The organism is Sphingomonas sp. CFBP 8765 (genome assembly GCF_014841445.1).
Classification (GTDB): Bacteria; Pseudomonadota; Alphaproteobacteria; order Sphingomonadales; family Sphingomonadaceae; genus Sphingomonas; species Sphingomonas aerolata.
Genome location: NZ_JACYTY010000009.1, coordinates 56,391 through 68,457, shown reverse-complemented (window position 1 = coordinate 68,457; position 12,067 = coordinate 56,391). Strand labels below are relative to the sequence as shown.

At 62.2% G+C, this 12,067-nt stretch carries 14 protein-coding genes; 5 read left to right on the top strand and 9 right to left on the bottom strand.

Annotation, left to right across the window (positions count from 1 at the left end):
* Nucleotides 1-175 precede the first annotated feature (175 nt).
* From bdcA to IFT87_RS18060, 3 genes are all read right to left on the bottom strand, one after another.
* Nucleotides 176-886, bottom strand: coding sequence for an SDR family oxidoreductase (gene bdcA / locus IFT87_RS18070; protein ID WP_192191473.1), 711 nt, complete (start codon nucleotides 884-886; stop codon nucleotides 176-178).
* An 83-nt stretch (nucleotides 887-969) separates the two neighbouring features.
* Nucleotides 970-1,269, bottom strand: coding sequence for a hypothetical protein (locus tag IFT87_RS18065; RefSeq protein ID WP_056533129.1), 300 nt, complete (start codon nucleotides 1,267-1,269; stop codon nucleotides 970-972).
* Nucleotides 1,270-1,449: 180 nt separating this feature from the next.
* Nucleotides 1,450-2,049, bottom strand: coding sequence for a TetR/AcrR family transcriptional regulator (locus tag IFT87_RS18060; protein WP_082543654.1), 600 nt, complete (start codon nucleotides 2,047-2,049; stop codon nucleotides 1,450-1,452).
* A gap of 49 nt (nucleotides 2,050-2,098) precedes the next feature.
* Between IFT87_RS18060 and IFT87_RS18055 the strand changes: the two genes are divergently transcribed.
* Nucleotides 2,099-2,947 (top strand): oxidoreductase, encoded by an 849-nt coding sequence (locus IFT87_RS18055; protein WP_192191472.1) that lies wholly within the window; start codon nucleotides 2,099-2,101, stop codon nucleotides 2,945-2,947.
* 213 nt (nucleotides 2,948-3,160) lie between these two features.
* Here the strand turns inward: IFT87_RS18055 and IFT87_RS18050 are convergent, their stop codons facing one another.
* The 4 genes from IFT87_RS18050 to IFT87_RS18035 form a co-directional block, all read right to left on the bottom strand.
* On the bottom strand, nucleotides 3,161-3,793 hold the full coding sequence (locus tag IFT87_RS18050) for a tyrosine-type recombinase/integrase (protein WP_192191471.1): 633 nt from the start codon (nucleotides 3,791-3,793) through the stop codon (nucleotides 3,161-3,163).
* 221 nt (nucleotides 3,794-4,014) lie between these two features.
* Complete coding sequence (locus tag IFT87_RS18045) at nucleotides 4,015-4,764, bottom strand: SDR family NAD(P)-dependent oxidoreductase (RefSeq protein ID WP_192191470.1); 750 nt, start codon at nucleotides 4,762-4,764, stop codon at nucleotides 4,015-4,017.
* 128 nt (nucleotides 4,765-4,892) lie between these two features.
* Nucleotides 4,893-5,705 (bottom strand): SDR family NAD(P)-dependent oxidoreductase, encoded by an 813-nt coding sequence (locus IFT87_RS18040; protein WP_192191469.1) that lies wholly within the window; start codon nucleotides 5,703-5,705, stop codon nucleotides 4,893-4,895.
* A 55-nt stretch (nucleotides 5,706-5,760) separates the two neighbouring features.
* Nucleotides 5,761-6,429 carry a glutathione S-transferase family protein gene (locus tag IFT87_RS18035; RefSeq protein ID WP_192191468.1) on the bottom strand — a complete coding sequence of 223 codons (669 nt, stop codon included), beginning with the start codon at nucleotides 6,427-6,429 and terminating at the stop codon, nucleotides 5,761-5,763.
* A 159-nt stretch (nucleotides 6,430-6,588) separates the two neighbouring features.
* Here IFT87_RS18035 and IFT87_RS18030 point away from each other — a divergent pair, with 159 nt between their 5' ends.
* Nucleotides 6,589-7,485: a LysR family transcriptional regulator gene (locus IFT87_RS18030; protein ID WP_192191467.1), complete on the top strand. Its 897-nt coding sequence runs from the start codon at nucleotides 6,589-6,591 to the stop codon at nucleotides 7,483-7,485.
* Between the two features lie 184 nt (nucleotides 7,486-7,669).
* Here the strand turns inward: IFT87_RS18030 and IFT87_RS18025 are convergent, their stop codons facing one another.
* Nucleotides 7,670-8,563: a LysR family transcriptional regulator gene (locus tag IFT87_RS18025; RefSeq protein WP_056422376.1), complete on the bottom strand. Its 894-nt coding sequence runs from the start codon at nucleotides 8,561-8,563 to the stop codon at nucleotides 7,670-7,672.
* Nucleotides 8,564-8,729: 166 nt separating this feature from the next.
* On the opposite strand from IFT87_RS18025, the gene IFT87_RS18020 reads away from it, so the two are divergent.
* The 3 genes from IFT87_RS18020 to IFT87_RS18010 all read left to right on the top strand — a co-directional run bounded on the left by IFT87_RS18020 (nucleotide 8,730) and on the right by IFT87_RS18010 (nucleotide 10,894).
* Complete coding sequence (locus tag IFT87_RS18020) at nucleotides 8,730-9,710, top strand: aldo/keto reductase (protein WP_192191490.1); 981 nt, start codon at nucleotides 8,730-8,732, stop codon at nucleotides 9,708-9,710.
* A gap of 63 nt (nucleotides 9,711-9,773) precedes the next feature.
* Complete coding sequence (locus IFT87_RS18015) at nucleotides 9,774-10,547, top strand: SDR family oxidoreductase (protein WP_192191466.1); 774 nt, start codon at nucleotides 9,774-9,776, stop codon at nucleotides 10,545-10,547.
* A gap of 29 nt (nucleotides 10,548-10,576) precedes the next feature.
* Complete coding sequence (locus IFT87_RS18010) at nucleotides 10,577-10,894, top strand: putative quinol monooxygenase (protein WP_192191465.1); 318 nt, start codon at nucleotides 10,577-10,579, stop codon at nucleotides 10,892-10,894.
* A 72-nt stretch (nucleotides 10,895-10,966) separates the two neighbouring features.
* On the opposite strand, the gene IFT87_RS18005 is transcribed toward IFT87_RS18010, so the two are convergent.
* Nucleotides 10,967-12,037, bottom strand: a complete 1,071-nt coding sequence (locus tag IFT87_RS18005; RefSeq protein ID WP_192191464.1) for an NAD(P)H-dependent flavin oxidoreductase — start codon at nucleotides 12,035-12,037, stop codon at nucleotides 10,967-10,969.
* Nucleotides 12,038-12,067: the final 30 nt, after the last annotated feature.

Sequence of the window (12,067 nt, the reverse complement as noted above, 5' to 3'; positions counted from 1 at the left end):
AAGTCCGAGCGCATGATCTCTTATTCGCGCGCTAAGCGTTGTCGGTCACTCGATGTCGAACTTTTTTCGAAGCGAGTTTCGGTCGTGACCTGACAGATGGCATCGACGCTGACGATTTCGACAGGATCGTCCATGTCGCCATTTTCTGCTTGGCTGGCTGGGTGAATGCCGGAAATCAGGCGGCGAAGCCGCCGTCAATCGTGTGCATTGCACCCGTTATCCCGCGTGCCTGCGGTCCGGCGAGATAGAGCGTCAGGCTCGCGACCTCGTCGGCAGTGCCGTAGCGCTTGATGGCCATCGGCTCGAGCATGCCGGCCGCGCGCGGACCGTCGGCCGGGTTCATGTCGGTATCGGTAGGGCCTGGCTGAATCACGTTGATCGTGATGTCGCGTGGACCCAGGTCGCGGGCCAGACCGCGCGCCATGCCCTGCACCGCCGCCTTGGTCAGCACGTACGCCGCGAGGCCCGGGAACGGCATGCTGTCGGCAGTGTCGGATCCGATGACGAGGATGCGCCCACCGTCGGACATCAGGCGGGACGCCTCGACGCTGCCAAAATAGGCTCCCCGCACATTGACGTCGATCATGCGGTCAACCTCGTCGGCATCGAGCGTCAGCGGATCGCCGAACACCAGCAGACCGGCATTATAGACGAAGATGTCGATCGGGCCGGCGTCACGTATCGCCGTGATCAGCTCGTCGCGCGTCCCCGCATCCGCCTGGAGCGCTTGCGCACCGGTCTCGGCGGCGAGCTGGTCCGCCGCCGCGGCCGAAGCGGCATAGGTGAACATCACCGTTGCGCCGGCGGCGGCGAAACGCCGCACGATCGCGGCGCCGATGCCGCGGCTGCCGCCGACGACGAATACCTTGAGATCAGAAAACGTCATCGCGCTTGCCCTGTATTTTTGAAAGGAAGTGGGTCGGTCAGTGCCCTTCGCCGTCAGCTCCGCCCAAGCGAGGCTCGGTACGATTAGAACGGCGTGCCCACGATCCGGGACACGGTTGCATCCGTGAAGCGGGGAACGTCGGCCATCACGGCATCCGCTTCGGCTGATGCGAGTGCGGCGTGCAGCGCGTCCTCGTCGCGGAACCGGTAGATACCCACGGAAACATCCGCAGCGTTGGCGTCACGTGGGAAGAAGGCGGAGGCGCTCTTCAGCCCGTGCCGCTGCCAGCAGGCAAGCGCCAAGGGTAGGTGAGCGTCGACGTAATGGTCGCGATCGAAATAGGTGCCGCCGCTGCACATCACGATTAGAGTTGCATGTGCCATCGGCACGCATCTGGACCGATCAACAATGATCGTAAACTTACAGGATTGAACTCTCTCCGTTCAGCTTTGTGGGCAGCTGGCTGGGCCGCTCGATCGGCATGCGCCGCGCGAACGGCGGCTCCGCACAAGAAACAGACTTCGTTGTTGAACGCTGGCTTCAAGAGCTCCAGCTCCCGCCCCCTAGTCGAAAGAATATGCTCGAAGAAGCGTGCCGGCGATCTGCCGCGCAGCCTGGCCGAGTTCCTCATCGGCAAGCTCGCCGGCGGTCCAGAAGGACAGCGCGCCCCGGAAAGCGAGCGCGAGTTGCGAAGGCAGAATGCGGCATGCCTCATCCCGGCGGGGCGAAGATAGTCCGATTCCGTCGCCGAGGGCGTGTGCCCATAAGGCGGTGGAATTTGATCTCACTTCGCCCGACGCCGCGCTCCCGGTCCCTATCCAGGCCATGACCGCGCGGTTCACGATCGGCTCGTCGAGCATGACCGCGACTGCGATGTCGATAGCCAGCGCTACACGGTCGGCGGCGTGCTGCGGCTGCGGCGTTTCACTTAAGCGCGTCAGCATCGCGTCTATGCGGCGCGCCGACAGCGCGTGCATGATCGCCGGCTTGCTGCCGAACTGATTGAAGGGTGTCGCGAAGCTGACCCCGGCTTCCGAGGCAAGATCACGCATCGAGAACTCTGCCTTGCCATCACGCAGGAGACGCTCTGCCGCATCGAGCACACGCTGGCGCACCGGTTCCCCCCGACGCTTCATACCTGCTTCCATCTTGTGTTCACTCATTGCACATCTATATCATGATATAGACAGCTTGTCCTGCAGGAGTGTACGCGTGACAGACAATCGCCAAAAAGTTTTTCTGATCAGCGGCGTCAGCTCTGGGCTTGGCCGAGCATTTGCTGAGGGCGCCTTGAAGGCCGGTCACCGGGTCATCGGGACGGTGCGGCGCCAGGAAGATGCGGACGCATTCGCTTCACTCGCACCGGACCGCGCGAGCCCGATGCTGCTCGACGTGACTGACTTCGCTTCCATTCCTCTGGCGATAACCGCAGCCGAGCGCGATGACGGTCCTATCGATGTCTTGGTGAACAACGCTGGTTACGGCCATGAAGGTGTGCTCGAGGAATCGTCGATGGATGATCTCCAGCGGCAGTTCGCCGCGAATGTGTTCGGTCCGGTTGCGATGATGCAGGCCGTGTTGCCCGGTATGCGTAAGCGCCGCCGCGGGCATATCGTCAACGTAACCTCTATGGGCGGGTTCATCACCATGCCAGGGATCAGCTTCTATTGCGGCAGCAAGTTCGCGCTGGAGGGCATTTCTGAGGCGCTCGGCAAGGAGGTGGCTGCGTTCGGTATAAAAGTTACGACGCTGGCACCGGGGCAGTTTCGCACAGACTGGGCTGGCCGCTCGATGGATCGGACGCCTCGTAGCATCGCGGATTATGACGCAGTGATGGACCCCATAAGGGCTGCGCGACAGGCCAAGAGCGGCAATCAGCCGAACGATCCGACGAAGGCGGCGCGGGCGCTGCTGGCGATAGTTGAGGAGAAGAACCCGCCGACTCGGCTGTTCCTCGGCGAAGATGCCCTCGGACTGGTCGATGAGAAACTAGACGATATGCGGGCGGAGGTTGGTCGCTGGGAAGTGCTTTCTCGTTCAACGGGCTTTGGTGCCCATTAAGTGGTCGGATCGAAGTACGGCTTGCGGAACGATCGTTCGTGGGCCGAAGAGGCAGATGCAAAGAGCGTCGCTGTTGGACCAACTTCTGTGATGTAGGCGACCGGTCTTGAAGAATGCTGCCGTCCACAACATCGTCTAGGAGTAGCGAGATTTGGGGCGGATCTCGCCGGGCATAGGAACGACCCATCCGTCGTCAGATGGGCCGCCCCAATGTTAAATTTCGGTGCGTTCTGCGAGGGTCAGGGCATCCTCGATGTCCACGCCGAGGTATCTTACAGTGTTCTCGATCTTCGTGTGGCCCAACAGGATCTGGATCGCCCGGAGATTGCCGGAGGCCTTGTAGATCATCGACGCTTTCGTGCGACGAAGCGAGTGCGTCCCGTATTCGGCGCGGCGAAGTCCGACCGCGTCGACCCACTCATCCACCAAACGAGCATATTGCCTCGTGCTGAGGTGCCCCGCGTGGTCGACGCGGCTCGGAAATGCGTAGTCCTGGACGCTACCACCTCGGCGTTCGAGCCACGCGAGAAGGCTTGCTCTGACATCGGCCGTAAGCTCGAATTGGACAGGGCGTCCGGTCTTCTGCTGTGTAACGATCGCCCGGGTTCTAATATCAGCCCCGGAGACGAGGTCGCCGATCTTGATTTTTACGAGATCACAGCCTCGCAACTTGCTGTCGATCGCCAGGTCGAAGAGCGCCCTGTCGCGGAGACGGCACTCCCGATCCAAGAAGAAGCGAACGGCCCAGATTTGCTTTTGCGTCAGCGGTCGCTTCGTGCCGACTGTCTTGCCCGCATTCCACACAGGGCGGCGATGCGTGGCAGGATCATATTGTGCGTGTCCCATCGTTCGTCTCCACGGCCGTGATTGGCCGTTTACTGAACGTGGTCACGGGAAGGATTGCACGCCGCTCTGTCAGCAACCGACCCAAAGGCAGACGTAGCGGAGGCAAGTTGCCGGTCTTGGAAGCTGACATTCTGAACCGGGGTTCTGACACACGCAAACCCATGGAAACCCATGGAAACCGTGGTCGCGTCCGCAGTGTCAAAACCGGCCGGTTTTGACACCTAGAGTTGCGTAATCCCACCATCGGCGATCAGATCCGTACCGGTAGAGAAGCTGCTATCATCGGACGCCAAGAACAGCATCGCAGCAGCCATCTCTTCCGGCTTGCCGAGGCGTCCAAGCGGCGTAATCTGGGCATAGGCCGTGCGTGCACCATCCGCCTCTTCCTGAGTCTCGAACTGGCTCTCGATGATAGGCGTGTCGACTGCACCGGGGGACAGCGTGTTCACGCGAATGCCACGATCCTTAAGTTCTGCCGCCAAGGTCCGCGACAGCGAGCGCACCGCTGCCTTGCTGGCGGAATAGGTCGAGTGGGCAGGAAAACCCTTCAGGTGCAATCCGGACGCTACAAGCACGATTGAACCGCCGCGGGTCATCAGGGGCAGCGCCTTCTGCACGGTAAAGAACACACCGCGCACGTTGATGCCGAACGTCCGGTCGAAATGCTCCGGAGTGGCCGCTTCGATCGGTGACTGTTCAACGAAGCCGGCGTTTGCGACGACAATGTCGATGACGCCCTTCTCGGCCTTCACCTGCGCGAACACTGCGTCGAGGTCGTTGAGGTTAGCGACGTCGCTTTGGATGATCGATACGTCGCGGCCGATCACGTCCCGGGCTTTCTCAAGTTCGGACATGCGGCGGCCTGTGATGAACACGTAAGCGCCTTCATCGACAAAGCGTCGGGCGGTCGCAAGGCCGATACCGCTGCTACCGCCCGTGATGACGGCGATCTTTCCATTGAGCTTGGACATGGTGCTTCTCCTGTAACGAGGGGGCATCGCTCCGGCACGTCGGTCGGCATCGGCCAGGATATCAGGCCGGTTCGACGTGACGCCGTGTCGGGTCGAAGATGAATTGGCGCTTCGGGCTGGAGATTGGATCAGGCGACGAAGCGCACCACGCCACCATCGACGCGCAAGGCCGCACCTGTGGTCGCGGACGCCTGTTCCGAGCAGGCATAGACGATCATGTTGGCGACCTCGTCGGTGGTGGCAAAGCGCCCGATCAGGGTCGTGGGGCGCAGCGCCTGAAGGAAATCCTGTTCAGCTTGACTGGCTGTGATGCCGTTCGCTTCGGCCTGCTTCGCAACATAGTCACCGAGGATCTCTGATCGGGTCGGTCCTGGAAGCACGGCATTGACGGTGACGCCGGTGCCCGCAACCGCCTCAGCCAGGCCGCGCGAAACGGCGAGCTGTGCCGTCTTGGTCATGCCGTAATCGAGCATCTCCTTGGGCGTGTTCACTGCGGACTCGCTGCTCACGAACACAACGCGGCCCCAGCCACTGGCTACCATGCGCGGCAGATAGTGGCGCGAGAGCCGTACACCGCTCATCACGTTGAGCTGGAACAGCCCCAGCCAATCCGCATCGGGGATGGCAGCGATGTCTTCGATGCCCTTATAATCACGGAGAAACGCCGTACCGACATTGTTCACGAGGATGTCAGCCTCCGGGGCGGCCCCGATGAAGGCGCTTGCACCCTGAGCGGTCGACAGATCAGCGGCGATGCCGGAAATGTCGCTTCCGGGGAAAGCGACGCGCATCTCACGCACGGCTCCATCGACCCTCGCCTGCGTACGACCGTTGACGATCACCGCAGCGCCGGCCCGTGCCAAACCTTCCGCCGTCGCCCGGCCGATGCCGGCGGTCGATCCCGTGACGATGGCGGTACGTCCGGTCAGATCGATCTTCATGCGCTTGTCCCTCTGCTTCGGTGCCGCGCGCTTATCGAACGCGCGGCATCACGCATCACAGCCCGATGCCAGCGCCCTGAAGCGCAGTATCGATGCGTTCATCGACTTCCCGCTTCGTCTCGGCCCAGGCCGGCACCGTCGCGAGCAATCGCTGCTGCCAAGCAACGAGATTGGGATATTCATCGAACGGCACCTTGGTCCGCTCGTTCTGCGAGAAGGGTGCAGCGATATCGATGTCGGCCAGGGTCAGCTGATCGCCAACCACGAACTGTCGCTCTGCCAAGTGGGCATCGAGGACGGCTGCTGCGGCGCGGATCTTGGCAAACGTCAGCGCTGTGATGCTCTCATCCTCAGGCTGACCCATAAAGCGCTTGCCGATGCGCTCGTCGAACGTGAGGGTCGCAAAGACGCGCCATTGCTCGCCCGACCAGAACATCCATTGTAGCACCTCGTAGCGCTCGCGCGGCGTGACACCGAGCAGCTGGCCGCCCGCTTTGTCCGCAAGGTAGAGGTTGATCGCGGACGCTTCGTATAGGACAACATCGCCGTCTACCATGACGGGAGACAGTCCATGAGGGTTCAGCTCCAGGAAGTCGGCCGTGTGACTCTCGCCCTTGAACAGGTCGATGTTCACCCGCTCGATGGGAAGGCCCATGATCGCCGCAGCAGACGTGACACGGCGCAGGCTGCCCGAACCAGGGTCGCCATAGATCTTGATCGACATAGGAAGAGTCCTTGCAAGAGGGGGTACGACTAGTGGCGGCGATGCCTCTGTCAGTACCGATGATCAGCACCAACTGACCGTCCGGCCTGCCTCCTAAGTATGTTATTTGAGATCGTCGGGGTATGGGTCATTTGCGGACAACATATATTCGGAATTTAAATGAGTGATCGTTGGCAGGAAATGGCGGTGTTCGCCCGCGTGGCCGAAAGTGGCAGCCTCTCGCGCGCAGCGCGTGAACTCAGCCTCTCGCAGCCATCGGTATCCCGAATCGTCAGTGCGTTGGAGGCGCGGCTGGGCACGACGCTGCTGCTGCGCACAACACGCAGCGTCTCTCTGACGGATGCTGGCGCCCTGTATCTGGGGCGCGCGCGACGTCTGCTTGCAGAAATGGAGGAGGCCGAGCAGGCGACCCGCGGGTTGGATTCGCTTCACGGGGTCATCCGCCTTGCGATGCCGGTGATGTACGGCACGCGCGCCATCATCCCGGCCCTGGCACCGTTTCTCGAACGGCATCCTGACCTTCGAGTTGAGATTGTCATGAGCGACACACGCCAGAACCTCGTCACCGACGGTGTCGATATCGCCATACGGGTCGGCGTCGGACCGCTGGACGATTCCAGCTTCGGTGCCCGCAAATTGGCCTTGGTCGAACGACTGGTGATTGCGGCGCCGTCCTATCTACGCCTGCGTGGCTCGCCAGCCGATCCGGCCGAACTCGCGGGACATGCCTGCATCATCCAGCACGGCCTGTTCGGTCGCGAGAGTTGGCGTTTCACGCGCAATCAGACCGTCACTGCTGTCGACGTCTCCGCAAAGCTTTCGATCAACTCAGCGCCAGGCGTGCTGGCAGCGACGGTCGCGGGCATGGGTATCGCACTGGCGACCCGCGTAATGGCAGGCGATGAACTACGGACCGGACAGCTCACCCAATTGCTCGAAGCCTGGCAGCTCGCGCCAGCCGAGATCCATGCCATCTTCCCGGCTGGTCCCAAACTTTCAGCAAAGGTCAGGGCGATTGTGGATCACCTCGTTGATTCACTAAGCACCCCATACTGAACAAGATTAGCAAGGGCGCGTCCTTCAAACGCTTACGGTAGCGAGACCATGATGCGATCCGGTGTCACAACCGACCGGTTCTGACACCTTCGGCTGTTATTTGTTGCACGCCATCACCTTCAACCAAGCCGTCCCGATACGCACTGTGAAGGCTCTCGATCTTTGAGCGAAATTCTGTCGCAGACTAGCTCCTGAGGCGCAGCGCATCGACCAGCAAACGGAACGCCAAGGAGTTTTGTCGTCGGCTCGGATAATACAGGTGATAGCCCGAGAACGGCGGACACCAGTCAGCCAGCACGCGCACCAGCCTGCCGGAGGCGAGATCATCCTGAACCTGGTCAACGGGAATGGACGCCAGACCGTGACCGGCAAGGGCGGCCTTGCGGATCAGGCCTGAGGTATTGAACGTGAACTGGCCATCGACACGCACGTTGATCTGTCGTCCGTCCTTCTCGAACTCCCACGCGTAAAGGGCTCCTGCGGAAACCAGGCGCAGGTTGATGCAGTTGTGACCTACAAGGTCCTGAGGGCTTTCGGGCAGGCCGCGTGCTTCGAGATAGGCGGGCGTTCCGACGACGGCCATCTCAAGATCAGGCCCGATGCGGACGGCAATCATATCCTTCTCGATCGCTTCGCCGATCCGCACGCCAGCATCGTACCGCTCGGTCACGATATTCGACAGGCCGACGTCGATCACGATCTCCAGTGTGATGTCGGGATATGAGTTGGCGATCGTCTCCATGGCGGGCCACAAAAGGGTTTCCGCTGCATGCTCGGTGGACGTTATGCGGAAATGGCCGGCCGGCTTATCGCGCAGCTCGCCCAGCTCCGCCAATCCCGCCTCGATTCCGTCCAAATGGTTTCCCACCGTGGCAAGCAGCCGATCGCCGGCTTCTGTCGGCACCACGCTCCTTGTGGTGCGCGTCAGCAGGCGAACGCCGATGCGCTCTTCAAGCGCCCGGAGAGTATGGCTTAGTGCGGATTGTGAAACGCCGAGTTGAGCCGCCGCCCGCGTGAAGCTGCGCTCCCGTGCTACCGCAACGAACGCGACCAGATCGTTGAGGTTCTCACGCGCCATAAACGGGCCGCGTATCGGGAGGCCGGATGTGCGATAACGCGAGTTTCATGAGCAATGCTCATATCCTCTTGCATGCTTTCATGTCTAATCCTGATAGGTCCGAAAGGCTATTTCACATCCATCGAACCGCATGGATGAGCCCGTCACGGGCCGGAAAGCGATCATGATGAAAACCCGCATTCTTGGAAGCAACGGACCCGAAGTCTCGGCGATCGGTCTGGGTTGTATGGGCCTGACCTTCGGCTACGGCCCGGCGACTGATACGTCGGACGCAGTAGCGTTGATCCGCGCCGCCTATGACCGCGGCATCACCTTCTTCGACAGCGCGGAGGCCTATGGCGCCGCCAACGAGGAGATGGTGGGCGAAGCGGTGCAGCCGTTCCGCGACAAGGTGGTGATCGCGACGAAGTTCGGCTTCAAGGACGGAAGCTCGGCCGCCGGCCTCGACAGCAGCCCGGCCCGCATTCGCCTTGTCGCCGAGCAGTCGCTAAAGCGCCTCAAGACGGACGTGATCGACCTGTTCTATCAGCACCGCGTCGATCCGAACGTGCCGATGGAGGATGTCGCCGGTACGGTGAAGGACCTCATCGCCGAGGGTAAGGTCCGGCACTTCGGCTTGTCCGAAGCCGGCATCGCCAACATCCGGCGCGCCCATGCAGTGCAGCCGGTCGCGGCGCTGCAAAGCGAGTATTCGATGTTCAGCCGTGAGCTGGAGGATGAGTTCTTCCCGGTTCTCGACGAGCTTGGCATCGGCCTCGTGCCTTTCAGCCCGCTCGGCAAGGGCTTCCTGACCGGCAAGATCGACACCGCTACCAAGTTCGCAGAGGGCGACATCCGCAATAATTTGCCACGCTTCCAGGACGAAGCGCGGGAGGCCAACGCCAACCTGGTCAAGCGCATCGGCGAGATCGCCGAGGCGAAGGCCGCGACGCCGGCACAGGTCGCGCTCGGCTGGCTCCTTGCGCAGAAGCCCTGGATCGTGCCGATCCCGGGCACCACGAAGAAGCACCGCATGGAAGAGAACGCGGGCGGTGCGGACGTTGATCTGACCGCGGACGATCTGAAGTCCCTGGGCGATCTGCTGGCGCAGGTCCCGGTGACGGGCGACCGCTACACGCCCGCCATGCAGGCGACGATCGACCGCTAAGCGCATCCGGGCGGCGCGCCTCGCGCCGCCCGCTTCCCACACGTCTCACAAGGACATTGCATCATGAACACCCCCGTATTGGAGGGCCGGATCGCGCTCGTCACCGGCGGATCGAAGGGCATCGGCTTCGGCTCGGCGCAGCGACTGATTGAGGAAGGCGCGTTCGTTTACATCACAGGCCGCGGCAAGGAAGCGCTCGATACCGCCGTGACCCGCCTCGGCAGTTCGGCGATCGGGATCGAAGCCGATGCTTCGAGCAAGACCGACATGACCGCTGTCGCTGAACAAATCAGGCAACGCCACGGCAAGCTCGACATTCTTTTCGCCAATGCGGGCCTCGGCCATGCAACGCCGTTCCCCGACCTCACCGAGGCGCAGATCGACAAGGAGATCGGCGTCAACTTCAAGGGCGTGATCCTGACCGTCCAGTCGATGCTCGGCGTGCTGAGCCACGGCGCGTCGGTGATCCTCAATGCCTCGATCACCGCCGACATGGGTCTGCCCGGCTTCGGGGTTTACGCCGCCACCAAGGCCGCGGTCCGCTCGCTGGCGCGGAGCTGGACGACCGACCTCAAGGACCGCGACATCCGGGTCAACACGATCAGCCCCGGCGTCGTCCCGACCGAAGGATATAGCGACGAGCAGGGCATGAGCCCGGCGGACGTCGATGCGTATGTCGAGCGCGTGTCGAAGGAGATCCCGGCAGGCCGGGTCGGCACCTCTCGCGAAATGGGTGACGCCCTGGTCTTCCTGGCATCCGATGCCAGCAAGTACGTGCGCGGCATCGATCTCGTCGTCGATGGCGGCATGACCCGCGTCTACGCGGGCAAGGCCTGATGTCTGAATCAGCAACGAAAGGTCGATCGATGACGACGAGCAAACAGGACGAAATTCACATCGTCTGCACCGTACATGCCCAGCCTGAGCATCGGGACCGCGTCGGCGAACTGCTCCTGGAGCTTGTCGCGCCGGCGCGAGGGGAAGCCGGTTGCCTCTACTATGATCTCTATCAGGAGCGGGACCGTCCCGACACGTTCGTACTTCTCGACGGTTGGGCATCGGAGGCTGCGCTGGCCTCGCATGCCGTCCATCCGAACGTTACGCGCGTCGTAAATCAGCTTTCGCCGCTGCTCTCATCACCACTGGAGCATCTGCATAGTCGCAGGATGTCCGACCCTGCCTGACCACGCGCACCTTCCCGCAAATGAAGGTTCAACGGGACGCGAGAGTGGGATGGCTGAGCAAAGCGACTGTCCTCATTGCCTGCCCCGACAGCTCTCCCACTCTGCTCGAAGCGCCTGGACCAGTTCGGCCGCCGGCATCGCCCGCGCTAACGGTGCGCTTTGCCCGGCCCATTGAGCACCGAAACCATGCTCTCCTTTGGCCTTGGCGACCGCGTGCAGTGCTTTACCGGCATCATACGCAATAGGGTAATCAGGGGGCCGGAGATCGCCAACCGTAGCCGTAAGTCCGGTGAACCGGTTGGCGAGCGTCCGAGCGGATCGGCCCGAAATGAGCGACGTCAGGGTCGTGTGGTAAGCGCCTGGCCCCGTGAGCGCGGCACGATAGGCGTCATCGGCAGCGCTCTCGGGGCACGCAATGAAGGCGGTGCCGAGCTGCGCCGCAACTGCGCCCAGATTGAGCGCCGAGGCGATCCCGGCACCGTCCATGATGCCCCCCGCCGCTATCACCGGAAGTCTGGTCTTGAGCACCAGAAGCCGCGTCAGTGCGACAGTACCGAGCGCGTCGTCTGGCGCGGCGGGATCGAACACACCACGATGGCCGCCAGCTTCGATCCCCTGTGCGACAATCGCGTCAATGCCAGCCGCCTCGATCGCACGGGCTTCGTGCAGGCTGGTGGCCGTGGCCATCATCACGACGCCCCGCTCGCGCAGCGCCGTGATGACCTCAATTGAGGGCAAGCCAAAATGAAAGCTGATAACGGGCGGCGCTAGTTCCAACAGCATCGTCAGCATGTCGGCATCGTCGGCGAAGCTTTTGTAGATCGTTCGAAGTGCCACGGGGGGCTTGGCATCAAACTCCGCGAAAACCGGCGCGAGCCAGTCGAGCCAAGCGGCTTCCCCGACAGGATCCGCATTGGCGGTGCCATGAACGAACAGGTTGACGTTGAACGCTCGACCGGTCCGCGCGCGCGTCTCCTCGATCATGCCGCGTGCGCCGATAGCATCGGTTGCGCCAACGCCGATCGACCCTAAGCCGCCTTCGTTGGATACCGCGGCCGCAAGGGCCGGTGTGGATACCCCTGCCATCGGGGCCTGAACGAGGGGGACAGACAAACCTAGTCGATCGATCACAGAAGTCGGCATCTGACACCTCAACGCGAGCTTGGCTGCCCA

Coding starts and splice junctions, on each gene's coding strand:
- bdcA (WP_192191473.1), bottom strand. CDS start 886: ATGACGTTTTCTGATCTCAAGGTATTCGTCGTCGGCGGCAGCCGCGGC.
- IFT87_RS18065 (WP_056533129.1), bottom strand. CDS start 1,269: ATGGCACATGCAACTCTAATCGTGATGTGCAGCGGCGGCACCTATTTC.
- IFT87_RS18060 (WP_082543654.1), bottom strand. CDS start 2,049: ATGAGTGAACACAAGATGGAAGCAGGTATGAAGCGTCGGGGGGAACCG.
- IFT87_RS18050 (WP_192191471.1), bottom strand. CDS start 3,793: ATGGGACACGCACAATATGATCCTGCCACGCATCGCCGCCCTGTGTGG.
- IFT87_RS18045 (WP_192191470.1), bottom strand. CDS start 4,764: ATGTCCAAGCTCAATGGAAAGATCGCCGTCATCACGGGCGGTAGCAGC.
- IFT87_RS18040 (WP_192191469.1), bottom strand. CDS start 5,705: ATGAAGATCGATCTGACCGGACGTACCGCCATCGTCACGGGATCGACC.
- IFT87_RS18035 (WP_192191468.1), bottom strand. CDS start 6,429: ATGTCGATCAAGATCTATGGCGACCCTGGTTCGGGCAGCCTGCGCCGT.
- IFT87_RS18030 (WP_192191467.1), top strand. CDS start 6,589: ATGAGTGATCGTTGGCAGGAAATGGCGGTGTTCGCCCGCGTGGCCGAA.
- IFT87_RS18025 (WP_056422376.1), bottom strand. CDS start 8,563: ATGGCGCGTGAGAACCTCAACGATCTGGTCGCGTTCGTTGCGGTAGCA.
- IFT87_RS18020 (WP_192191490.1), top strand. CDS start 8,730: ATGAAAACCCGCATTCTTGGAAGCAACGGACCCGAAGTCTCGGCGATC.
- IFT87_RS18015 (WP_192191466.1), top strand. CDS start 9,774: ATGAACACCCCCGTATTGGAGGGCCGGATCGCGCTCGTCACCGGCGGA.
- IFT87_RS18010 (WP_192191465.1), top strand. CDS start 10,577: ATGACGACGAGCAAACAGGACGAAATTCACATCGTCTGCACCGTACAT.
- IFT87_RS18005 (WP_192191464.1), bottom strand. CDS start 12,037: ATGCCGACTTCTGTGATCGATCGACTAGGTTTGTCTGTCCCCCTCGTT.